This is a genomic window from Undibacterium sp. RTI2.2, assembly GCF_035018705.1.
In the GTDB taxonomy this organism is placed as follows: Bacteria; Pseudomonadota; Gammaproteobacteria; order Burkholderiales; family Burkholderiaceae_D; genus Undibacterium.
Window position 1 is genome coordinate 1 of sequence record NZ_JASJXN010000043.1, and the last position, 23,365, is coordinate 23,365.

The 23,365-nt window shown below is 46.1% G+C and carries 24 protein-coding genes and 1 tRNA gene; 8 read left to right on the forward strand and 17 right to left on the reverse strand.

What is annotated here, in order from left to right:
• Together QN395_RS17920 and QN395_RS17925 are read left to right on the forward strand one after the other, a co-directional pair.
• On the forward strand, window positions 1-429 hold a 429-nt coding region (locus QN395_RS17920; RefSeq protein ID WP_323492568.1), incomplete at its 5' end, for an efflux RND transporter permease subunit.
• Window positions 430-622: 193 nt separating this feature from the next.
• Complete coding sequence (locus QN395_RS17925; protein WP_322118519.1) at window positions 623-1,018, forward strand: hypothetical protein; 396 nt, start codon at window positions 623-625, stop codon at window positions 1,016-1,018.
• A gap of 322 nt (window positions 1,019-1,340) precedes the next feature.
• Here QN395_RS17925 and kdpE read toward each other — a convergent pair whose 3' ends face one another.
• The 10 genes from kdpE to QN395_RS17975 form a co-directional block, all read right to left on the reverse strand.
• A complete protein-coding gene (kdpE, locus tag QN395_RS17930) occupies window positions 1,341-2,039 on the reverse strand; it encodes a two-component system response regulator KdpE (RefSeq protein WP_322121561.1) in 699 nt (232 codons plus the stop codon).
• Window positions 2,040-2,130: 91 nt separating this feature from the next.
• On the reverse strand, window positions 2,131-4,881 hold the full coding sequence (kdpD, locus tag QN395_RS17935) for a two-component system sensor histidine kinase KdpD (protein WP_322118518.1): 2,751 nt from the start codon (window positions 4,879-4,881) through the stop codon (window positions 2,131-2,133).
• Window positions 4,882-5,371: 490 nt separating this feature from the next.
• Window positions 5,372-5,950: a potassium-transporting ATPase subunit KdpC gene (kdpC, locus tag QN395_RS17940; RefSeq protein WP_323492569.1), complete on the reverse strand. Its 579-nt coding sequence runs from the start codon at window positions 5,948-5,950 to the stop codon at window positions 5,372-5,374.
• A gap of 13 nt (window positions 5,951-5,963) precedes the next feature.
• Window positions 5,964-8,114: a potassium-transporting ATPase subunit KdpB gene (gene kdpB / locus QN395_RS17945; RefSeq protein ID WP_323492570.1), complete on the reverse strand. Its 2,151-nt coding sequence runs from the start codon at window positions 8,112-8,114 to the stop codon at window positions 5,964-5,966.
• A 20-nt stretch (window positions 8,115-8,134) separates the two neighbouring features.
• The gene (gene kdpA / locus QN395_RS17950; RefSeq protein WP_323492571.1) at window positions 8,135-9,943 is read right to left on the reverse strand and encodes a potassium-transporting ATPase subunit KdpA; all 1,809 of its coding nucleotides are present in this window, start codon (window positions 9,941-9,943) and stop codon (window positions 8,135-8,137) included.
• Window positions 9,943-10,032 (reverse strand): K(+)-transporting ATPase subunit F, encoded by a 90-nt coding sequence (kdpF, locus tag QN395_RS17955; RefSeq protein ID WP_322118514.1) that lies wholly within the window; start codon window positions 10,030-10,032, stop codon window positions 9,943-9,945. The genes kdpA and kdpF overlap by 1 nt, the downstream gene beginning before the upstream one ends.
• A 291-nt stretch (window positions 10,033-10,323) precedes the next feature.
• Entirely contained in the window at window positions 10,324-10,812 is a 489-nt protein-coding gene (locus QN395_RS17960) for a GNAT family N-acetyltransferase (RefSeq protein WP_323492572.1), read from the reverse strand.
• Window positions 10,813-11,313: 501 nt separating this feature from the next.
• Window positions 11,314-11,407, reverse strand: a tRNA-Ser gene (locus tag QN395_RS17965).
• 99 nt (window positions 11,408-11,506) lie between these two features.
• On the reverse strand, window positions 11,507-12,757 hold the full coding sequence (locus tag QN395_RS17970; RefSeq protein ID WP_323492573.1) for an aspartate kinase: 1,251 nt from the start codon (window positions 12,755-12,757) through the stop codon (window positions 11,507-11,509).
• A gap of 459 nt (window positions 12,758-13,216) precedes the next feature.
• Window positions 13,217-13,783, reverse strand: coding sequence for a DUF1415 domain-containing protein (locus QN395_RS17975; protein ID WP_323492574.1), 567 nt, complete (start codon window positions 13,781-13,783; stop codon window positions 13,217-13,219).
• A 36-nt stretch (window positions 13,784-13,819) separates the two neighbouring features.
• Between QN395_RS17975 and QN395_RS17980 the strand changes: the two genes are divergently transcribed.
• Window positions 13,820-13,951, forward strand: a complete 132-nt coding sequence (locus QN395_RS17980) for a hypothetical protein (RefSeq protein ID WP_323492575.1) — start codon at window positions 13,820-13,822, stop codon at window positions 13,949-13,951.
• A gap of 31 nt (window positions 13,952-13,982) precedes the next feature.
• Here QN395_RS17980 and aqpZ read toward each other — a convergent pair whose 3' ends face one another.
• The 3 genes from aqpZ to aceB all read right to left on the reverse strand — a co-directional run bounded on the left by aqpZ (window position 13,983) and on the right by aceB (window position 17,317).
• Window positions 13,983-14,672, reverse strand: coding sequence for an aquaporin Z (aqpZ, locus tag QN395_RS17985; RefSeq protein WP_323492576.1), 690 nt, complete (start codon window positions 14,670-14,672; stop codon window positions 13,983-13,985).
• Between the two features lie 500 nt (window positions 14,673-15,172).
• On the reverse strand, window positions 15,173-15,682 hold the full coding sequence (locus tag QN395_RS17990; protein ID WP_323492577.1) for a GNAT family N-acetyltransferase: 510 nt from the start codon (window positions 15,680-15,682) through the stop codon (window positions 15,173-15,175).
• A gap of 48 nt (window positions 15,683-15,730) precedes the next feature.
• Window positions 15,731-17,317 carry a malate synthase A gene (aceB, locus tag QN395_RS17995; protein WP_323492578.1) on the reverse strand — a complete coding sequence of 529 codons (1,587 nt, stop codon included), beginning with the start codon at window positions 17,315-17,317 and terminating at the stop codon, window positions 15,731-15,733.
• Window positions 17,318-17,519: 202 nt separating this feature from the next.
• On the opposite strand from aceB, the gene QN395_RS18000 reads away from it, so the two are divergent.
• Complete coding sequence (locus QN395_RS18000) at window positions 17,520-18,425, forward strand: LysR family transcriptional regulator (RefSeq protein WP_323492579.1); 906 nt, start codon at window positions 17,520-17,522, stop codon at window positions 18,423-18,425.
• A gap of 133 nt (window positions 18,426-18,558) precedes the next feature.
• On the opposite strand, the gene QN395_RS18005 is transcribed toward QN395_RS18000, so the two are convergent.
• Window positions 18,559-18,762, reverse strand: coding sequence for a cold-shock protein (locus QN395_RS18005; RefSeq protein ID WP_322118507.1), 204 nt, complete (start codon window positions 18,760-18,762; stop codon window positions 18,559-18,561).
• A 448-nt stretch (window positions 18,763-19,210) separates the two neighbouring features.
• On the opposite strand from QN395_RS18005, the gene QN395_RS18010 reads away from it, so the two are divergent.
• Both QN395_RS18010 and QN395_RS18015 read left to right on the forward strand, forming a co-directional pair.
• Window positions 19,211-19,567, forward strand: a complete 357-nt coding sequence (locus QN395_RS18010) for a hypothetical protein (protein WP_323492580.1) — start codon at window positions 19,211-19,213, stop codon at window positions 19,565-19,567.
• Window positions 19,564-20,586 (forward strand): CapA family protein, encoded by a 1,023-nt coding sequence (locus QN395_RS18015; RefSeq protein ID WP_323492581.1) that lies wholly within the window; start codon window positions 19,564-19,566, stop codon window positions 20,584-20,586. The genes QN395_RS18010 and QN395_RS18015 overlap by 4 nt, the downstream gene beginning before the upstream one ends.
• Window positions 20,587-20,678: 92 nt before the next feature.
• On the opposite strand, the gene QN395_RS18020 is transcribed toward QN395_RS18015, so the two are convergent.
• A complete protein-coding gene (locus QN395_RS18020; protein WP_323492582.1) occupies window positions 20,679-21,005 on the reverse strand; it encodes a 2Fe-2S iron-sulfur cluster-binding protein in 327 nt (108 codons plus the stop codon).
• A gap of 145 nt (window positions 21,006-21,150) precedes the next feature.
• Between QN395_RS18020 and QN395_RS18025 the strand changes: the two genes are divergently transcribed.
• Window positions 21,151-21,489, forward strand: coding sequence for a hypothetical protein (locus tag QN395_RS18025; RefSeq protein WP_323492583.1), 339 nt, complete (start codon window positions 21,151-21,153; stop codon window positions 21,487-21,489).
• 137 nt (window positions 21,490-21,626) lie between these two features.
• Here QN395_RS18025 and QN395_RS18030 read toward each other — a convergent pair whose 3' ends face one another.
• Window positions 21,627-21,923: an SCP2 sterol-binding domain-containing protein gene (locus QN395_RS18030; RefSeq protein ID WP_322118502.1), complete on the reverse strand. Its 297-nt coding sequence runs from the start codon at window positions 21,921-21,923 to the stop codon at window positions 21,627-21,629.
• Window positions 21,924-21,987: 64 nt separating this feature from the next.
• Between QN395_RS18030 and QN395_RS18035 the strand changes: the two genes are divergently transcribed.
• A complete protein-coding gene (locus tag QN395_RS18035; RefSeq protein WP_323492584.1) occupies window positions 21,988-22,458 on the forward strand; it encodes a VOC family protein in 471 nt (156 codons plus the stop codon).
• Between the two features lie 128 nt (window positions 22,459-22,586).
• On the opposite strand, the gene QN395_RS18040 is transcribed toward QN395_RS18035, so the two are convergent.
• Window positions 22,587-23,363, reverse strand: a complete 777-nt coding sequence (locus QN395_RS18040; protein ID WP_323492585.1) for a dienelactone hydrolase family protein — start codon at window positions 23,361-23,363, stop codon at window positions 22,587-22,589.
• Between the last annotated feature and the right edge of the window lie 2 nt (window positions 23,364-23,365).

Sequence of the window (23,365 nt, forward strand, 5' to 3'; positions counted from 1 at the left end):
ATCCGTATGGCAATGCTTATCTTGATGATGGTACCTTTTACGATGATAGGCGGAATCGCTGGTTTAGCACTGGCGGGTTTGCACTTCTCTGTTTCTGCTGCAGTAGGATTCATCGCAGTAGCGGGCATCTCTGTACAGAACGGTGTGATCATGCTTGAGCAAATATTAGAATTTGAGAAAACCAGCCGTGCTGATTTTTCTAGCGCAATTGAAGGCGCAGTCAGCAGGCTCAGACCGATATTGATGACTGCGTTGATGGCAGGTTTAGGTTTATTGCCAGCCGCGTTATCGCACGGAATCGGCTCAGAAACCCAACGCCCTTTTGCAGTAGTGATTGTTGGTGGCATTGTCTCAGCAACTTTTTTTACCCTGCTGTTACTGCCGTTGAGCTACAGCTTATTTAAGGATAAAGTAAAGGAAGAAGAGTAAATAGTGAGTTTGAGAAATACAAACCAAATTTAAATAAATAAAATACTCCCTATACGTATATTTCAATCGTCCATATATTCCCTAGTCAATTTAGATTTTTTTGATCCACTTATAGGGAGTATATGGATTTTATTAGCGAAACTCTGACGAAATGAGTGACTTAAAGGTCAATTTATCGACTTAGGAGAATACGATGTCCAAGAAAGAAATCACAATGCCAAGATTGATGATTAGCGCGCTTAGTATCTGTACTGTGCTTGTAATCTGTGCGCCAAATGCATTTAGTCAAGAAACTGATATGGAGCAAGCGACAAAAGACAATTTTAAGCATGGCTGGGTAACACATCTCTACGATGCCAAATCAGACCGTAAAGATTTACCTGAGTGCCTGGAAAAACTCTCGGACTCTGAGCGCGAAAATAAGCATTTTGCCAAAATTCATTACAAGCACGCACGTCGTGGATTGAGTACCATCGCTGAGGTGCCAGAGTATATGAGTTTAAAATTGGATGATGAAGTCGACGTAGTCCCCGAGAATTGCGACAAAGGGAAATTCGCGCATATCGTCAAGATCCTAACGGCCAAATAAAGTTCTTACCGTCTCAAAAATAAGATAAGTAACTACCTGATGTGCTGGCATAGCAGACTTTCTGAAAAAATGTTTGCTCAGCTTTTTACACCCGGTCATCAGTGCTAATTTATTCAAAAATCAATGGATCAATTAGGAATGCTTATACCTAGGCTCTCTAAAATCAAAAAATAGAACGAGCACAAAAAAGAGAAGCGTGCATTTTTGAAGCAAGCAGTATTTAGAACAGGCCTTGTTCAGCAGCAATAAAACCGCGCGCGTCGCTAACCAAATTAATATATTGATGAATATAGGCAAGACGGCAAAAAAATTCAGAGTGCTTTTAGCTCGGTATCAGTAACCGATAGCCGATTGCGGTCTCCGTCAAGAAGAAGCGTGGCTGGGTAGGGTCATCTTCCAGTTTTTGCCGTAAATGTCCCATGTAAATACGCAGATAATGCCCATGTTCTGAGTGCGACGGCCCCCATACTTCACGCAGCAATTGCGGATTAGTTACCACCCGTCCGGCATTCGTCACCAACGCGCTGAGCAGACGGTATTCCGTCGGTGTCAGATGTACCATCGTGCCGTCTTTGGTGACCATACGCGCTTGCTGATCCACCCGGATGTCACCAAATTGCACAACCCCATCTGTATTAGCACCAGGCTGGCGCTGTCTGCGCAAAGTGGCGCGCACACGCGCCAGCAACTCACCGACACCAAATGGCTTACTTAAAAAATCATCTGCACCAGCATCCAGCGCCTTGATTTTATCGGCCTCGTTCACGCGCGCGGATAAGACGATCACAGGTACAGTGGACCATTTGCGCAAGTCTTTTAAAAAATCGACACCATCGCCGTCTGGCAAGCCAAGATCTAATATAATTAAATCGGGCTGACGGGTTCCAGCATCAATTAAGCCGCGTTGTAAGCTGCCAGCCTCTTCTACTTGCCAGCCCTCTTCTTCCAAGGCGCTGCGTACAAAGCGACGTATTTGAGGCTCATCCTCGACCAATAAGGCAGTGGGAGTGGTTTCTGTCATCATAATTTTTCTAACTTGTATTTTTAACGCAAATTGTTCACGTCGTTTTAATCAGTTTTAGCTCATCCTATACAGCCAGTATTTAAACTAGCTAGACCAGCAATTCTGGCTCGGGCAACATGGGCGGCGTTCCTAGCGGGAGAGTGAAGCAGATACATGCCCCACCTTCTTGCGAATGCGCTGCCGCGATGCGCCCGTTATGCGCTTCAATAATGGCGCGGCAAATTGCGAGGCCAAGACCAACTCCGGGGGTGGCGGACTCACGTTCGCCACGAGTAAACTTTTCAAAAATCGCTTCTTCGCGCCCTATTGGTAAACCAGGGCCGTTATCATCCACCATCACTCTGACCACGCTGTTATGGGCATCTACTTCGGCGCGGATCACAATGAGTGATTGTGGTGGAGAATATTTGGCGGCGTTCTCTAATAAATTACACAAAACCCGCTCAATCAGTACGGCATCAAAATGTAACAAAGGCAAATCACGCGGTAACTTTGTTTGTACCTGATATTGCGCCAATGCCGCAGTGCTGGCACGCAGAGAACTACCAACCACCTCTTCCAGCGGTTGCCATTGCAAATTCAATTTCACTTCGCCACTTTGGATTCTTGCCATATCCAGCAAATTGGATACCAGTGCGCTCATCCGTATTGCTTCGTCATGCAACACTTGCGCCATTTGTTGTTGGGCATCGGACAGAGTGGGCTTGGACATCGTCAGTGATTCTGAAATGCCGACCAGCGAAGTTAACGGTGTGCGCAAATCATGTGATAAAGCCGCCAATAGAGAATTGCGCAGACGCTCTGACTCCATATGGATCAATGCATTCTGCGCGACCTCGATGTAATGCACTCGCTCCAACGCAATCGCGGCCAATGCAGCAAAGGTATCTAACTGTTGACGTTGTTCTGGAATCAAAATCCAGCGCCGGTTGTCAGGCCGTATGACTAGCAAGCCTCTAGTACGCATTGGCGCCACCAAGGGTAAATAGAAGAAACTGCTGGCAGGCAAAGTATCTGTGCCCATGCCTGCTGCCTCAACTTTATCAAATGCCCACTGCGCAATACCTAAATCAAGACCTTCTACCGGCGTCTGCGGCGCTTGTAATTTGCCTGCATCATCAGGTAACAGTAAAGTCGCCGTTGCACGGAAAGCGCGTTGAATAATCGCCTGAGTACTTTCAGAAATTTGCTCAGATTGCAGAACACCGGACAGGTCGCGTGCGAACTCATACAGTGCCCTGGCACGTGACTCGCGATGGGCTGAGACTCTGGCCTGATAACGCAATCCCGCAGTCAGATGTCCCGTTATTAGTCCTACCGCCAGCATCACACAAAAGGTAATTAAGTACTGTAAATCGCTAACGGCAAACGTAAATCGTGGCGGAACAAAAAAGAAATCAAAGGTCGCTACCCCGATCACTGTCGCTAGTACAGAAGGACCACGTCCCAAGCGCAATGCGACCAAGACCACCGCCAGCATAAACAGCATGGCGATATTGACCAGATGCAAATGGTCTAATAATGGCGTACATAAAACTGACGTTCCGGTGATCGCTAGCAGCGCATATAAATACCGTAACTGCTTACGAAATCCGCGGGCTGATCTGACTGGATCTTCTGCCCTGTCCCAATCGCTACCGGCGGCGTTGAACTGCTCGACGCGTTCTTCTTTTTCGGCGCGTTCGGCGTTTTCATCATGCGATACGGCACGACCAATTTCGATCAAATCCAGATCAGGAGCTAAACCAGCAATGCGTTTATGAATCGAGGTTTGCGACCAAGAGGTGCCGCGACGCCCCACCACAATTTTAGAAAAATTCAAACTATGCGCATAATCGACTACCGCCGTTGCCACATCCTGGCCTGTCAGTACCGCCGTCTTGGCACCAAGGTCTTGCGCCAGCTTTAAACTTTTTAAAATCCGTTCGCGTTGCGCCGCAGATAGGCGTTGTAATTGCGGCGTCTCTACATAAACCGCATGCCATTCAGCACTGAGCTGGCTGGCTAATCTGGCGGCACTGCGTATTAAGTGATCAGCACCAAAACCCGGACCTACACAGGCGAGTAAGGCAGCATCTGTTTTCCAGACTTTGCCAATGGATTTTTCTATCCGGTAAGCCTGCACGTCTTCTTCTACCCGATCAGCGGTACGGCGTAAGGCCAGCTCGCGCAGTGCAATCAGATTGCCTTTACGGAAGAAATTTTTTGCGGCACGCTCTGCCTGCTGCGGTTTGTAGACGCGGCCACTTTGCAAACGTGCCAGCAATTCGTCAGCGGGGACATCGACCAGCACGACTTCATCGGCCTCATCAAATACGGTATCGGGTACCGTCTCTGCCACGCGGATACCGGTGATGCCGCCGACGACGTCATTCAAACTATCTAAATGTTGAACATTGACGGTGGTATAGACATCAATCCCTGCATCGAGTAATTCTTCTACGTCTTGCCATCGCTTAGGATGACGCGAACCCGGTGCATTGGAATGCGCCAGTTCGTCCATCAGAATCAACGGTGGTTTGCGTTCCAGCGCCGCATCGAGATCAAATTCGGTCAGCGTCTTGTCGCGGTAATTAATGGCTTTCGGTGGCAGGATTTCTAAACCATCGAGTAGAGCCAGCGTCTCACGGCGGCCATGGGTTTCTACCACACCGATTAATACTGGCTGACCTTCACTCTGCAATTTGTGCGCGGCACTCAACATTGCATAGGTCTTGCCAACACCCGCTGATGCGCCGAAATAAATACGCAACTTGCCGCGGGTAGCGCGACGCTCTTGTGCCTGCACATGTGCAAGCAAGATGTCGGGGTCGGGACGTTGATCGTGAATATTAGCCATCTAGGTTGTTCTTGAGCTTCTGGTTTGTGCTTCGGGATTCAGCTTATGGAGTCTGCTTTTGCGAACGGTCAGATTAATAAATTAAACTAAAAATTAGGGGGGGGGTATATGCCAAAACCACTCTTATTGTCCAGACATTACCTAGACGATTAAAAATACAGGTAGCAGTATATTTAATAACTGAATAATCAAATTACTTCTAAAAATGCTTGATACCACTTACGGCTAGTAACTAATTAACTAATTAACTAATCAACTCATTAATCAACTGATCGAGAAAAAACTAAGCAAGCATCACGTCTTTAAAACACTTTTAGAAATACTCTTGATCGAATAGACGGGACACACATGGTGCATCCCGCATATCGATACTCAACTACAGGACTTGCGCAAAATTGTCCCGGCCAGACGTAGCGACGACCGCGATCTCCGGTAAGACTAGTCGCTGCTACGCAGCCGGGGTGATTTTACGTAAATCTACAATGACAGATTACTTCTGATCCAGTGCCAGGTTCAAGGCTAATACGTTGACCCGTGGCTCGCCAAACACACCCATCACTGGGCGTTGTGCAAATTTCTCGATCAATTCCATGACTTGTTCGTTTGTCATTTTACGCTCGCGGGCAATTCTAGTCGCTTGATATTGTGCTGCGGCGATACTGATTTCTGGATCAAGACCACTTGCTGATGCGGTCACTAAATCGACTGGAATCTTTTGTTTATTCTCTGGATCAGCTGCTTGCAAGGTCGCAATGCGTCCTTTAACCGCATCCATCTGTGCTGGATTAAATGGGCCCAGATTAGAACCGCCAGATGCCGTTGAATTATTCGGCATCGGCGATGTCGCAGAAGGACGGCTCCAGAAATATTTGTTTGAGCTGAATGCCTGACCGATCAGGCTAGAGCCGATCATCTTACCGCCACGCTCAACCAGACTGCCTTCGGCTTGCTTGTTAAACGCCACTTTGCCGATGCCGGTAATTGCGTAGGGATACGCGACACCAACGATCAGGCTAAAGCCAACAAACAACACTACGGCAGGACGAAATTGGGAAAATAGAGAATTCATTTTCAGTCCTTAATTACACTAAATTAAACAGAGCAAGAATCATATCGATCAACTTGATGCCTGCGAACGGCAACACGATACCGCCCAGACCGTAGATCAACAGATTACGACGTAACAAACGCGCTGCACCGATTGCACGATACTTCACACCTTTGAGTGCCAGCGGGATCAGGAACACAATGATCAGCGCATTAAAAATCACCGCAGACATAATCGCCGAGGCTGGGCTGGACAAATGCATCACGTCCAACGCTTTCAACTGCGGATAGGTGGCGACAAAAGCGGCAGGGATAATCGCAAAATATTTCGCTACGTCGTTCGCAATCGAGAAGGTGGTTAAAGAACCGCGTGTCATCAGCATTTGTTTACCAATTTCTACGATCTCTAACAACTTGGTTGGATTAGAATCCAAATCCACCATGTTGCCCGCTTCTTTCGCAGCTTGGGTACCTGAGTTCATGGCAACTGCGACGTCTGCTTGTGCCAGTGCTGGCGCATCATTGGTACCGTCACCCGTCATTGCAACCAGACGGCCTTCGGACTGATAGCTGCGGATCAATTTCAGCTTATCTTCTGGCGTTGCTTCTGCCAAAAAGTCATCCACACCGGCTTCTGCAGCAATCGCAGCTGCAGTCAGCTTATTGTCACCTGTGATCATGATGGTTTTGATACCCATGCGGCGCAGCTCAGCAAAACGCTCCTTGATGCCACCTTTGACGATATCTTTTAACTCAATCGCACCCATCACTTTGCCATCGTCCACTACCACCAGTGGTGTACTACCGCGACGAGAAATATCGGCCACTGTTTTGCTGACTTCAGCTGGGAAAGGACGGCCTAAGCTCTCAACAAACTTCTTCACTGAATCAGCCGCACCTTTACGGATGACACGAGTACCGATATCGACACCGCTCATACGAGTTTGCGCAGTGAATTCGATAAATTGCGCATTCAGGCTCGCCATTTCTCGCTCACGCAAATTACATTTTTGCTTTGCTAACACTACGATACTGCGACCTTCTGGTGTTTCGTCAGCTAATGATGCGAGTTGTGCTGCATCACCCAATTGAGCAAGGATTACACCTGGCGCAGGGAAAAACTCAGATGCTTGACGATTACCTAAAGTGATCGTACCTGTCTTATCCAACATCAAGACGTCAACGTCACCAGCGGCTTCAACCGCACGGCCTGATGTCGCGATAACGTTGGCTTGCATCATGCGGCTCATACCAGCAACACCGATGGCGGATAACAAGCCACCTATCGTGGTTGGGATCAGACATACCAGCAAGGCGATCAAGACCGTAATAGAGATAGGGCTAGATGCAATACCTGCCAATTTCGCCGCTTCTACGCTATATAAAGAGTATGGCAACAGAGTGACGGTAACGAGCAAAAAAATAATCGTCAGTGCTACCAACAAAATCGTCAATGCGATTTCGTTTGGTGTTTTTTGGCGTTTTGCGCCTTCTACCATGGCGATCATACGATCAATAAATGCTTCGCCAGGATTCGACGTAACACGCATCACCAACCAGTCTGACAATACGCGAGTACCACCGGTGACAGCAGAGAAATCGCCACCAGATTCACGGATCACCGGTGCGGATTCACCTGTGATCGCGCTTTCGTCCACGGTTGCTACGCCTTCGATCACTTCACCGTCGATAGGAATGACATCACCAGTTTCTACCAACAAGACATCGCCTTTACGCAAGTCGCTGGCATTGGCTGGCAACCAGCTTGTGCCGTGTTTTGGTACTGCCAGTTTCTTGGCAATCACTGTTTGCTTTAAAGCGCGTAAAGATGCGGCTTGCGCTTTGCTGCGACCTTCCGCCAATGCTTCGGCAAAGTTAGCGAACAAGACCGTGAACCACAGCCAGACTGATATCGCCAGGATAAAACCAGCACTGGCTTCACCTTTACCAAACAAGGCTTGCAGCCACAACAGCGTAGTTAAGATACTGCCGACATACACCACAAACATCACCGGGCTGCGCAATTGCGTCGCTGGATTCAGCTTTTTAAAGGCATCGACAACTGCTGGCCACATCAGTGTGCTATCCATCATGCTGAGTGATTTTGCGCTACGCAGTTTATCTGCGGAGGCATCACCTTGCTCAGCTGTGGCTTTATTTGTATTTTGAGAATTAACGCTAGACATGAGTTTTTTCCTTAGTGAACTTAATGAGCCGCGAACAATTGCAGATGTTCGACAACCGGTCCAAGCGCCAATGCCGGAACATAATTCAAGACGCTAATCAACACCACGGTACCAACCAGTAATGAGATAAACATCCAGCCATGGGTCGGCATGGTGCCTGCGTTCACTTCCAAACGTTTTTTAGATGCCAGCGAACCAGCGATCGCCAAGATAGGCACGATCATCGCAAAGCGACCAAACCACATCGCAATCGCCAACATGATGTTGTAGAACGGTGTGTTGGCAGACAAACCAGCAAACGCACTACCGTTGTTATTTGCAGCGGAGGTAAAGGCATACAACATCTCAGAGAAACCATGCGCACCTGGGTTAGCAATACCTGCTTTGCCCGCATCCGCCATCACTGCAATCGCAGTACCAACCAATACCAATGCTGGCGTCACCAAGATCACAATCGCGGTCATTTTCATTTCATAAGACTGGATTTTTTTGCCCAGATATTCTGGTGTGCGACCGATCATCAAACCAGCGATAAACACTGCCAGGATGGCGAAAATCAACATGCCGTACAAACCAGAACCAACACCGCCAAACACTACTTCACCAAACTGCATCAGGACGATAGGTACCAAACCACCGAGTGGCATTAAAGAATCATGCATCGCATTTACAGCACCGCAAGATGCTGCAGTCGTAATTGCTGCGAACAAGGCAGACGCACTGATACCAAAGCGAGTTTCTTTACCTTCCATATTGCCGCCGGATTGCAGCACACTCGTCACCTGATCAACATTCAAGGCTTGCATTAGCGGATGGATTTGCTGCTCTGCCATCAACACGCCTATCGTCATCACGACAAACAAAATCGTCATGGCACCCAGTACCGCCCAGCCTTGGCGAATATCGCCAACCATGCGACCAAATGCAAAGCACAATGCCGCAGGGATCAGGAAAATACTCAACATCTGTGCAAAGTTCGTCAGATAGTTTGGATTCTCATAAGGATGGGCTGAGTTGGCATTGAAGAAGCCGCCACCATTCGTGCCGATCATTTTGATTGATTCTTGCGACGCTACTGGTCCCATCGCAATCGTTTGGGTTTTAGTCGTCAAGGTTTCCATTACTGGCGCACCTTGTGCATCTTTTAAAGGCTGACCATCAGCGCCGACTTTGGGCTGGCTGTAAGTGACCGGATCAAGCAAAGTCGCATCTTTGTAACCATCAAAGTTTTGGATCACGCCCTGCCCCATCAGGAACATAGCGAAGATCACAGACAATGGCAATAACAAGTACAAAGTCGTGCGAGTGATATCGACCCAGAAGTTACCGATCGCTTTAACTGAATGATGTGAAAAACCGCGGATCAACGCAAAGACAACCGCAATACCAGTCGCTGCGGAGAAGAAGTTTTGTCCAACCAAAACCAGCATCTGAGTCAGATAGCTCATAGCAGATTCGCCTGAATAACCTTGCCAGTTGGTGTTACTGACAAAGCTCACCGCTGTATTAAATGCCGAATCAGGACTGATGTTAGCAAAACCTTGTGGATTCAAAGGCAACCATTGCTGCACACGTTGCAGCAGGTACACCGCCAGTGCGCCCAGTGTGTTGAATACCAGCAAAGCAAACGCATAGGTTTTCCAACCCATGCCCTGCTCTGGATCAACACCAGCAGCACGATACAATACTTTTTCTAAGCGAGATATCCAGCCAAAACCTGGGACACGACCATTACCTGAGAGCTTGGCAATGAAGTTTCCCAAAGGATACGACAACACCAACAATATTGCTAAAAATGTCAGCAATAATACAATCGCCTGAGTCGTCATCACAGCTCCTCTGCTTTCAACAATGCGATCACCAGATACACCAACAAGGCAGCAGCTACGACTGCACCCAAAATAGTGAACATACTCATTTCGTTTCTCCCAACTTGTTACAAACGTTGGCGAACAAAGCGACCAATATAAAAAAGATCAAAATGCAGCCGACATAAAAAATATCCAGAAGATCGCTCATCATGCTTCCCAAGGTTTTTGTTTTAACACTGGGAAGAATAGCCAGAACGATATAAATATTTTGTAAAGAGTATCGGGAGGGGTGTAAACGAGATGTAAAAATTTGAAGCTAGTGATGAGGAAAGTGTTTTTTAGCCATGAATCCGCGAGGATGAGACAGTTAACCGAGATAAGTAGCCACCACCACTACATCAATCAATCTGCTGTATTTGCTTTTGCATATTAATCCCGGTGACCTCATATCCAAGCGACACATACAGAGCTTGAGCGCCACTATTGAAAGCAAATACATGCAAACCAATGACAGACAAGCCTATCGAGCGAACAAATAACTCCAGCGCGGCAAACGCACGTTTTGCATGCCCTTGGCGGCGATACGACTCAGCCACTTCAATATTGTAAATATACGCGCTACGCACGCCACCTTTTTCAATCACCGCCAGCCAAAGTGTGCCTACAGCTAATTCACTACTTTCCCCGATGCCCCGGATTTCAAATAAATAGTTATCCGGCGTCTGCAATCCTAGCGGCAGCAACTTGTCATGCTCCACAAGTGACTGCGCCATCGCATTCTCTGCAGGCCAGCGACCTGATTTTATATTTTGCTCCGCATAAGAAATGATGGCGCTTTCAACATAACGCGTAAAAGCATCAGATGACATAGGGATAAGAATTGACATAGATTTTTTTGTTGTAATGTTGAATGACTACAATGAGAAAGACGCTGTACGCTGATGCGTGATTTATATAAAAAGAACATGAGAAATCATATACTCCCCAATATTTTTATGAGAACTCCTCTACTGTCCAATTAATCTCTGGACAGCTTAACTATACCTACTATGAGTATTAATAATACGAGAATTTCTAAAATATAAAAAATTGAGAAAAATCGCTACAGGAGCTTGTGCATTTTGCATGGATTCTCGATAGAGAAACTATTATTGATTTCAGAAGTACGCACAAGCGTTTGGAAGCTTCAATAAGCGAGGTAACAATATGAAGATAGGTAGCAGTGATTGGCGCATCAAATGCAAAACCAAAAGTATCTCCTCATTGGTCGATCAAAACATCAATTAGAACAGGTTGCATTCGAGAGATGATGGCACACCAGAAAACCAAAAAAGAAAGCCAAAAAGAAAAATGCCCACTTAACTCTCGTTAAGTGGGCACATATTCTTTGGCGGAGGCGGTGAGATTCGAACTCACGATACAGGTTTAAGCCCATATGCTTCCTTAGCAGGGAAGTGCCTTCGGCCACTCGGCCACGCCTCCACACTATTGCAACTCTTTAACTCAATCACAATAGAGACCGAGATAATAGCCGCTAGCTCTCATTTGGTCAACCACTAGAACCAAACAAGGACTATTTTTTTACGCAGATTCCAAACCGAATGCTTTATGTAGCGAACGTACTGCTAATTCCATGTATTTCTCGTCGATCAAAACTGAGATCTTGATTTCTGACGTGGAGATCATTTGAATATTGATGCTCTCTTCCGACAAAGTGCGGAACATTTGCGAAGCAATGCCAACGTGGCTGCGCATACCGACACCGACAACGGACACTTTAGACACTTTAGGGTCACCAATGATGCTACCTGCGCCGATGTGAGCTTTAACGCTTGCTTCTAATACCGACATGGCCTTGGCGTATTCGCCACGCGGCACGGTGAAAGTGAAGTCAGTTTTGCCGTCTACCGATTGGTTCTGGATAATCATATCCACTTCGATATTGGCATCCGCAATCGGACCCAGGATTTGGTAGGCGATGCCTGGTTTGTCCGGCACACCGAAAACGGTAATTTTTGCCTCATCACGATTAAACGCGATGCCGGTGATGGTTGCTTGTTCCATGTTGGTGTCTTCCTCAAACGAAATCAGGGTGCCGGAATTCATTTCTTCTTCCAGCGGAATTAATGGGTCTGTCAATGAAGACAAAACACGGGTTGGCATGCGGTAGTTACCGGCAAATTCGACTGAGCGAATTTGCAGCACTTTAGAACCGAGCGATGCCATTTCTAACATTTCTTCAAACGTGACTGTATTCAGACGGCGGGCATCCGACACCACGCGCGGGTCGGTGGTGTAGACGCCATCGACGTCGGTATAAATCAGGCACTCTTGGGCTTTGAGGGCTGCGGCAACTGCAACGGCAGAGGTATCAGAGCCGCCGCGTCCCAGCGTTGTAATATCGCCTTTTTCGTCCACACCTTGGAAACCAGTGATGATGACGATTTTGCCTGAGTCCAGATCGGCGCGCACCTTGGTGTCGTCAATCGATGCAATGCGTGCTTTGGTGTGTGCAGAGTCGGTTTTAATAGCGACTTGCCAGCCAGCATAAGATACTGCTTGCTTGCCGATGGCTTGCAACGCCATCGCCAGCAGGCCGACAGAAACTTGTTCGCCGGTAGAGGCGATCATATCGAGTTCGCGCGGATCAGGTTGATCCATAATTTCTTTGGCGAGGCCGATAATGCGATTGGTCTCACCAGACATGGCGGACGGCACCACAACAATCTGGTGGCCTGCATCATGCCATTTGGCGACGCGCTTGGCGACGTTCTTGATGCGTTCTGTCGAACCCATCGAAGTACCGCCGTATTTGTGGACGATTAGAGCCATAGATAAAAACCTAAAGGGTGAAAAATGCGAAAAAACAACCCTTTACTCTACATGCTGCTACGCAAAATAACAAGCCTGACCTGCCTATTTTTTAAGCAGATCCAGCGATACTATCTGGCCTGATGTAGATTGAGATATGAAAATTTGATCAGAGTGTTTACAAAACCACCAAGCTAGCTGAAATTAATCTCGGCATCTGATGTAAAGACAGAATTGATTTAACTCTCTAATAACAAAGAATACAGGGAGTATATTAAGTCACCTAGCTACCCTCCATTATTTTAATGGAGGACGATGAAAAATAACTATATACACCAACCCAGTATATTAAATAAACCGAGTTAAATAATTAAACTGATTCAACCAAAAAAAACGAACGAGACAAATTACTTTTACGCATATCGATATAAAAAAAGATTGCAAATCAATACCGAAGATCGTCAATTATTACCGGACAAATCATTTTTTACGGTAAGCAGAAAATAATTTGCGCCAGCCTTCATGACCTAAGTCGCGCATCGTTTGAATATTTTTTTCATAAATCACGTCTGCGTCGGGGAAAGCCTCAACCGCTTTGTCGATGCTTTCTTCTCGCAATAAATGCAATGTTGGATACGGTGAGCGATTCGTAAAATTCTCAATATCGTCAGATTCGGTATCGGCAAATTGGTAATCTGGATGGAAGCTGGCAATTTGGATGATGCCTTCCAGATTCAGTTCATGCAGTGCGGCGTCAGCCACATCGAGAAAGTCGTTATAGTCTAAAAAGTCAGTCAACACATAAGGATGAATCAGCAAGCTGGTCTCAATTTTTTCAGGATTGGCTTCTGCTAACAGCTCTAATTCGTTGATCAGTTCTTTCAATAATTCCTCGGGCGTGTGCGCTTCGCTCACGGTAAACCGGATTTGCTGTTTGACCTGCACTGCTTTGGCAAAAGGGCATAAATTCAGGCCGATCACTGCCTTTTCTAACCACCGCTCAGTGTTGGTAATCACGTCGGTACTACTGATAAATTGTTCAGGCATGGTGATATCTGAAATAAAAGAAGGCTCAAGAATAGCATGCAATTATTTCATGGCGCATTGCAGCATAAAGATAAAACAAACTACTCAAGAACCTTGCTTAGTTTTGATCAGCAAGTGACGACTATCAAAATGCAATGCAGCAATGATATGGCATCAATACGGTATTAATGCGGCGTTAAGCCAAATGATCTTAATCCGCTTATTTACTATCGCCAGCGATCATTTTATAAGTCACCGCGCCGATCACCGCTCCAACAATCGGTGCAACCCAGAACAACCACAATTGCTGGATCGCCCAGCCACCGACATAAATCGCCACGCCAGTGCTGCGCGCTGGATTGACCGAGGTATTCGTGACCGGAATGCTGATCAGATGAATCAGTGTCAGCCCCAAACCTATCGCAATCGGCGCAAAACCTTTTGGCGCGCGCGCATCCGTAGCGCCCATGATGATCACTAAAAACATCATCGTCATCACAGCCTCGGTCAGCCAGGCTGCTTGCAAAGAATAGCCGCCTGGCGAATGCTCGCCAAAGCCGTTAGAGGCAAAACCGGCAGACACATCAAAACCTGGCTTACCACTGGCGATCAGATACAAAACTCCACCGGCAACGATACCGCCCAATACTTGTGCCACGATATACGGCAGCAATTTATTGGCAGGAAAACGGCCACCAACCCACAAGCCTATCGATACCGCTGGATTTAAGTGACACCCTGAAATATGACCAATCGCATATGCCATGGTTAATACCGTCAAGCCAAAAGCCAGCGATACGCCATGCAAACCAATGCCAACACCGGGAAACGTGGCCGCCAACACGGCACTACCACAACCACCTAAGACCAGCCAGAAAGTCCCAAAAAACTCCGCGCCATATTGTTTCATTTTTATACTCACTTTTCTATGAAGAGGGATTTACCATCAATCGTCATGCATTCGCCAGTTAAAGAATTGCCAGGCAAACACAGTGGGCATAAATATAACAAATTAAACTTGCCTTATTGTTAAAATTTGTCATCTTCTGCTGATTTTTTCTGAGATTTAAACTTCTTTAGCAAATTATGAAAGATGGCAGAGAGTTCGCAGCTATCGGACTAAGGCAGAGATACCGGATATCAATCTTGCTTGTTTTTTCTACAAACGCTGAACTTATTCATAATCGATTAAAATATACTCCTGGCATGTATATATTAATAGTCCATATAATCATTGGTCATTAGAGGGTTTATTGAGAATTTTATGGGGAGTATATTTTTATATTGTTTAAAATAAAAAAACGACCCGTATAACTTACGGGTCGTTTTTAGAAAACTGACTAACTACATCGAAAATCGCGGACTATTCCAGCGATCTACTTTTCAGCGCACTACTTCTTTAATAAGAGGTCAAATCATGTTTAAAAGGTGAACCATCTGAACCTCGTCGTAATACTTTCCGTCTACATAAAGAGCTTCTGGTGCGGTTCCACAAATCTTAAATCCCAACGCTAGATAGGTGGTAATTGCCGCATGGTTGCCATCCGTAACCGTTAAAGTAACTTGTCGAAGATCGGGCATAGTTCGGGCAAACTTCATTGCGTGCTGCATCAATGCCTTACCAATTCCCTGCCCTCTTACTGATGGCTCCACATAAACACTTCTAATAAAACCACGGTGCCTTCCTTTTATGCTGGTCTCTCTCCCAACAGCCACAATTGCAAGCAAAGTGTGATTCGCGAATGCACCAAATATAGTCTTTCCAACCTGTTCCTCCAATGACTTCGCGATCTCGGGGGTAGAACGATCGACCTCTTCTTCGTAGCTTGATCCAAACGCCGTCGGACTCTCTTGAAGTCCGAACAAACGAAGCTTCTGGAACGCCACTGCATCAGAAGCCAAGAGGCGACGGATTTGCATTTGCTTGTCCAGCATAAATTGATAACTCTATTTTGACGATGCGCTTATTTAAATCTCTTCGTACAAAGGCAAGGTCAAAAATTCTGCAAACGAATCTGAAGTCGACATCTCTTCAAAAATCGTCGCAGCGCGGTCATAGCTTGCACCGGAGCCGACCAAGTCCTTCACTTTGGCCAGTTCTTCAGGAATCATCGCGCGCACCATATCAGCGGTGATTTTTGTGCCGTCTTCGAACACGCCTTTGCTGGAGCGTATCCACTGCCAAACTTGTGAACGACTGATTTCAGCAGTAGCGGCATCTTCCATCAAGTTATGGATTGGCACACAACCGTTGCCAGCCAGCCAGGCGCCAAGGTAATGAATACCGACGTTGATGTTGTAACGCAAACCAGCTTCGGTGATTGGTGTTTCTGGTTGGAAGTTGAGCAAGTCTTTGGCAGTAACTTCAATATCAGGACGCTGTTTAGAAATTTGATTTGGAGCGTCGCCCAATACTTTTTTGAACTCGGTCATCGCCAGTTCAACCAAACCTGGATGAGCAACCCAGCCGCCGTCGTAACCATCAGTAGCATCGCGCGCTTTATCAACTCGTACGCCGCCCATTGCAACATCATTTTTTGCCGGATCGTTTTTGATCGGAATCAATGCTGCCATGCCGCCGATTGCCGGTGCATTGCGCTTGTGGCAGGTCTTCAACAATAGCAATGCATAGGAACGCATAAACGGCGCTGTCATGGTGACTTTGGCACGATCTGCGAGACAAAAATTTTTGTCGTTCTTGAATTTTTTAATACAAGAAAAAATGTAATCCCAGCGACCTGCATTTAAACCAGCACTGTGTTCACGCAGCTCGTACAAAATCTCATCCATTTCAAATGCAGCGACGATGGTTTCGATCAATACGGTTGCCTTGATTGTGCCTTGTGGCAAACCAATCTCATTTTGTGCCATAACAAAAATATCGTTCCACAAACGCGCTTCTAAATGGGACTCTAATTTTGGCAAATAAAAGTAAGGACCAGCGCCGCGAGCTAATTGTTCTTTGGCGTTATGGAACAAAAACAAGGCGAAATCAAAAATACCGCCGGAGATGCGTTTGCCGTCAACCAACACATGTTTTTCGTCCAAGTGCCAGCCGCGGGCACGCACTACCAAGTTCGCAATCGTATCGTTGAGTTTGTAGCTTTTACCATTTTGTTCCAAGCTGATCGTGCGGCGTACGGCGTCGCGCATATTGATCTGGCCACTGATCTGGTTGTCCCAGTTTGGCGTATTGGAATCTTCAAAGTCCGTCATGTAACTGTCGGCACCGGAATTCAGTGCGTTGATCACCATCTTGCGCTCTACCGGTCCTGTGATTTCAACCCGGCGGCATTCCAGAGCTTTAGGGATAGGAGCGATCTTCCAGTCACCTTCGCGGATGTGTTTGGTTTCTGGTAAAAAATCTGGCAATTCACCGGCATCTAGGCGCAGCGCACGTGCGGCGCGTGCGGCCAGCAATTCTTGGCGACGCGGCTCAAATGCACGGCTCAATTTAGCGACTAACTCGAGGGCTTCCAAGGTCAGGATTTGCTCAAAGCCTGGTTTGATTTCGCCCTTGATTTCCATACCGGCTGGCAATTTGATTTGTGTCATGCGTTTCTCCGTTGATTAAAGTAAAAGTCGAGATCTGGATGCAAAGTATATTCAGCAAAAACCTGAATAAACAAGATGTTTTATCATTTTATCTTTGCGTTTTAGTTAAAGATAAATGACAAAACCTTCAAACATCATTTATATTTGTCATATATGACTACACATCGTGGCTTAGTAATCACTCATTTTTAATGGCGATCACATGGATCAATTCAAACAAATCTCCACATTTGCAGAAGTCGCAACACGCGGTAGCCTGTCCGCTGCAGCTCGGGCAGAAGGCGTTGCACCAGCGATGATAGGTCGTCGACTGGATGCATTAGAAGAGCGCCTGAGCGTCAAATTATTGCAAAGAACCACCCGTAAAATCGCATTGACCAATGAGGGTGCTGCATTTTTAGAGGATTGCCAGCGGATATTAGCAGAGCTGGAGGAAGCCGAGACATCGGTATCCGAACGCAGTGCACGAGCCAGCGGACAACTGACGATCTCTGCGCCGGCAGGATTTGGCCGGCAACATGTCGCACCGCTGGTACCTTCTTTTTTAAGCGAACATCGTGATGTTAAGCTGACCCTCAGCCTGAATGACCGGGTGGTAGATTTGATCGGCGAAGGTGTTGATGTCGCCATACGTATCGCATCGTTAACAGATTCCAATTTGATCGGGGTTAAATTAGCCGACAATAAACGGGTAGTTGTCGCCTCCCCCTCCTATATCAAGCGCTTTGGTGCGCCCATGTCTTTGGATGAATTAAGCCATCATAACTGCCTGGCTTTTAATAATGATGGTAGCCAGCGAGGATGGACATTTCGGCAAAACGGGAAAAATGTCGTCCTTAAAGTCGATGGCAATATGGTTTGTAATGATGGCGAGGTCTTGCATGACTGGGCACTCGCAGGCAAAGGCTTGGCTTGGCGCTCGATGTGGGAAGTCGGTACAGAAATTGAGTCTGGCAAATTGGTTACCGTGCTCGATGATTTCACTGCACCGGGCAATGATATCTACGCTATTTTTGCGCAACGCCGTCATTTACCACTGCGGATACGAGCCTTCGTTGATTTCTTACGTCATGCGTATAGCAAACCAAACTATTGGCACAAGACCTGACAACAAAATGAGATAAGAATGAAAAGCGGCAATGAAAGTCGGAGATTTTTAACAAGACGAAAAAAATCCCCGACATGTCGAGGATTTTTACTTAACGACTTTAACAAGTCACATTCAGCGTTCTAATCAGAGATTAGATGCCTTGAATGTTAGAAGCTTGTTTGCCTTTTGGGCCAGTTGTTACGTCGAAAGAAACACGTTGGTTTTCTTTCAAAGATTTGAAGCCGGAGGATACGATCGCTGAGAAATGAGCGAACAAATCTTCGCCGCCTTCGTCTGGAGTAATGAAACCAAAACCTTTAGAATCATTGAACCATTTTACAATACCTGTTGCCATTACAATTTCCTATTTCAGTTAATGTGGGCGAGTGCCCGGTAAATCGTTTCAACCAAGAAGAAATGACAGACTGATACTGCACTACCACCTAGAATCTCAACGATTACTTGATTATACCTACAAATTTTAGACAAAGTAAAATAAATTGATGGCAGCAACACAAAAAATGCTTTTATACACAATAAGTGCGGCGCTCCGACGTTGGATACTTAAATTGCTTGCAATCCAAAACTAATACTAAGGGAAAGTAAAATTCGTTAGACTATAGCGATTACTCAAAGCAAATCTGCACGCTTTCTTCCTGTTACCAATCTTCGATCAGATCAAATCAATAATGCTATCAAGCTCAAGCCCCAACCATTCCGAACACTTCAATTCAGCAAAGATTTTAAAGAAGAGCTTTCCCGTTTTATTAGCGGCTGGATTATTTTTTTGCTGCGATGTCGCGATGGCAACACCAGTTTTACGTTGTGAAGTCACTTATGCAGGTAGCACCCAAATAGTGGAGACAAAGCCGGTGAGTGATCCTTACGCCGTGGAGTCGGTTGATATCGGTGGTCGCTTTTTGTTTAAAGCAGTGATGGTCGGAGCGAAGCTTCCGAATGCCAAACCGATTGATTACATCAAGTTGTATGTGTACTTCCAAGGGCGCCACTATGATGTGCCTATTCACCAGGCGACCTATTTACCGCCATTTAGCTATTCTGACCCACCTACCCCGCTAACCCCACTTAACAGCCTATATGCGGGTGAAGTGGAACGCGAATTGCAGTACCACTGCACACTGCAAGGAGCAAAGCCATGATGCGTAGCGTTCATATTTTTTTCGCTATGGTTGCTGGCTTAGCGTTTTGCAATCCATGCTGGGCTAAAGATAAAAGCCCAGAAGACGGGCTGGTCAGTATCTTATTTGTAGGTGACATTGTTCTCGATGGCAAACCGGGGAAAATGATTGAAGATGGGCGCGATCCATTTGCAGATTTCGCCCCCATTCTGGCGAATGCCGATATACGTATTGGCAATCTTGAATGTGTAGTCGCCACTGTTGGCAACCCAGTAGATAAAAATTTCAATTTCCGTGCACATCCGCGTAGTCTTGCTGTCTTAAAACGTCACTTTGATGCCGTCGGTATTGCGAATAATCACTCTGGTGATTTTGGCAGGGAGGCATTTAGAGAAATGCTGGGGCTGCTTGATCAGCAGAAGATACCGCATTTTGGTGGCGGCCAAAATTTGCCCGAAGCACATAAGCCATTAATTATAGAAAGCAAAGGATTACGTATCGCTTTCCTCGCTTATAACGAATTTATGCCACGGAGTTTTGAAGCGGATGCCAAAGCTGCGGGTATTGCGTGGAGCGAGGATGAACAAGTTGTAGATGATATACGCAAAGCACGATCTGTTTACAAGGCTGATCTGGTCATCCCATTTATGCATTGGGGTTGGGAAAACGAGTTACTTGCAGGTGATCGTCAGCGTAAGTTGGCTCACATCATGATTAAAGCCGGTGCGGATGCCGTAATCGGTGGACATCCACATGTAATACAAGACGTGGAACATTACCAAGGCAAGCCTATCATTTATAGCATAGGAAATTTTATGATTGATGCGCTAGACAACGAGGCGCAAACAAAAGGTTGGGTAGTGCGATTGCATGTCAATCGTCAAGGTGTACAGGCTTGGGATACGCGTTTAGCAAAAATTGATGAAGACGGAATCCCACATCCTGTTGTCGATGCGCAAACCTCATGCTGGAACCGAACTGACAACAAACTAACTCCATGTGCTTATGATGCCGTACACAAGCAACAGGCCAAACAGTAGGTCGCGGTAGCAATCTCTAAACAATGTAATTACATCTGATAATTACAGCGTGCCGTTGGCCAGACTATCTGGCTGACGGCATTCATAGCCAACTAACTATCTGTATGACCTGCTACCGAAACCGCATACGTCACATTCAGCACATCCAGTACAAGATCAGATCTTGCCTGCGCCACGCAGGGCAAAATCGCACCATCTGATTTCTCATCAAACGACAATCCAGGCCATTCAATACGATAATCGACGCTACCGCTTAGCATATGGCAAAGGCAAGCACGGCAAGTACCATTTCGACATGAACTAGGCAAGCTGATACCAGCAAGTTGTGCGGCCTCTAATACGCTCATTGACGATCTTGTCGGAAAGACCAAATCTTGCTTTAGCAGATGTACCTGAAAATCTTGTTCTGTATCACTCATTCTCCACCTGTTAAATCTTGAAGGATGCTTATTTACCTGATGACTCCTTGTCTTATCCAGTAATCTTGACTAGATTAAAAGCTCGGGCAACATTTTCATCAATCGCTATCAGATCACTAGCAATTGTTTCCAACGGAGCAAAAAAATGATTAGTTCACCATCCTATATGCAATCTGAAGACAGCTTATCCTACAATGAGCGCAGAGGAACCAGAGCCCCATTTTTTACCCTGATAGAAATTGATCCGCGCGATGTGATTGATGGTGTCATGCTAGAGCAAGGCTATTTGTCTGACGATGCGCAATCATCCGGCACCATGCGCGAAGTTTGCCCTCATTGCAACGGCGTAGCGTTACAACTGATACTACGCTTTCGTCACGTCAAGCGCGCCCATTTGTTTTGTGACTGCTGCACCCGATGCTACGACGCGCTATACCCCGACGGCAGTTCTGCCTTGGTATTAGGTGCGGTATCTCTGGTGTAAATGAATGTCTGAATGACGAAGAAGTTTTCTAAATAAGATGTCCAATAATAATGCGGCTTCTGGCAAGATATTGACTGGAAAGCCGCATTATTATTGGACATCCTTTTTTGAACTTAAAAAAAACTAAACGGCAAGCGTTATAGCACTTTTTGCAAGCGCATTGCCACACTCATATCGCCAGTGACTTTGAGCTTACCAGACATAAAGCCATTTACAGGATTTAATTCTCCGGTCAACATGGCACTCAGACTTTCTAAAGCGAGTGTCACAGTGCAAGTTGCATCCAGGTTATCGTTGCTGACCTTATTCGGCACGGTAACTGCCTCAACAAATACAACACCATCGTTACCGCAATCAAATTTCAATAAGGCATTTAAGCCGCTATCATCACCTACTTTTGCACGAATCGCATCGGTACATGCTTGTAAATCCATTGAAAATCTCCTAGAAGAAATTGAAAATTAAAACCTTGCGCAATTTACCATGACAGAGAACAAAATGATCAACAAAATGGCCAGCAAAACGACCGAAGAAATAACTGAAGAAAAAAATAGTGCCATCATCCCCTGCCTGCGTTACCGCGATGCGGTCGTAGCAATTGAATGGCTTTGTGAAGTTATTGGATTGAGCAAACATCTAGTAGTCCCGCAAGATGACGGCCGTATCGCCCACGCTCAGCTCACGCTGGGACGCAGCATGATCATGCTGGGTTCGGCGAATAAGGACATCAACGATAACAACGCCTACGGCCAATTGATAAAGCAACCGGATGAGCTAGGCGGTACGCAAACACAATCAGCTTATATCGTGGTCCGCGATGCAGATGCAATCTATGCCAAAGCGATCAAAGCCGGAGCACGTATTGCCATCGATATTAAAGATGAAGAATATGGCGGCAGAGGCTTTAGCTTCTTCGATCTGGAAGGCCATTTGTGGAGCATAGGGACTTATGACCCATGGCAGATATAACGAGCTTGGAGGTCTGCAATTTTTAACATCAAGTTAAGACTACTAAAAGTTAATCGCTGCTGTCCGGCGGTGAATGTTCAGTTTTTATCCTTTGAACAATTTGGTAGTAAAAATTGACGAAGAGAATTTCAATTTGAAATTAATCCGTCCTGTATAAAAGTTTTCAGTAAAAAAATATAGTTCTGATGATTAGAAATTGTATTGTGCCCTGCACCGCTGATAGTCTTCAGTTTGGCAGTACCGTTGGTAAAGCGCGAATATAACTTTTCCGTACTGTCTCTAGGAATAAGCTCATCGTGCTCAGCCATCAAGATCAGCGTGGGAGATTTTATGTCAGCAGCAACTTGACCAGATTGAAATTTATCGGTCAGCAGCCATCGAACGGGAAGATAGGGAAACTGTTGTGCAGCAATTTCCTCCAAACTATCGTAAGGCGTCACAAGCACAAGCTTGGCGACTGGCCTCACAGCGGCAACGCGAATGGCGACACCCGTTCCAAGGCTACGTCCAATCACTGCAATGTTGGGATGTTGTGCGAAAACCTTGTCGTATAAATCAAGCGCATCTTGCTGAATTGCCCGCTCGCTAGGTGCGCCGGTACTTCCACCATATCCACGATAATGCATTAAGTAGATAGCATGATCTGGAAACACCTTCGTGAGTATAGGTAAATTGACTGAAACATCTTCTGCATTGCCGCCAAAATAAATCAGTGCTTTATTGCCTTCATGTTGATAGGCAGAGATAACAATATCGTCCTTGCCTGCCTTCATTTTTATCGTATTGGTCGCATTTGCTAATGCTGCATGCTGCGGATAAAAAATTAACGATCTTTGATATAGATACACTCCTATACACAAAGCGAAATAGCATAAGGCAAAAGTTGACAATACAATGGCTATCATCC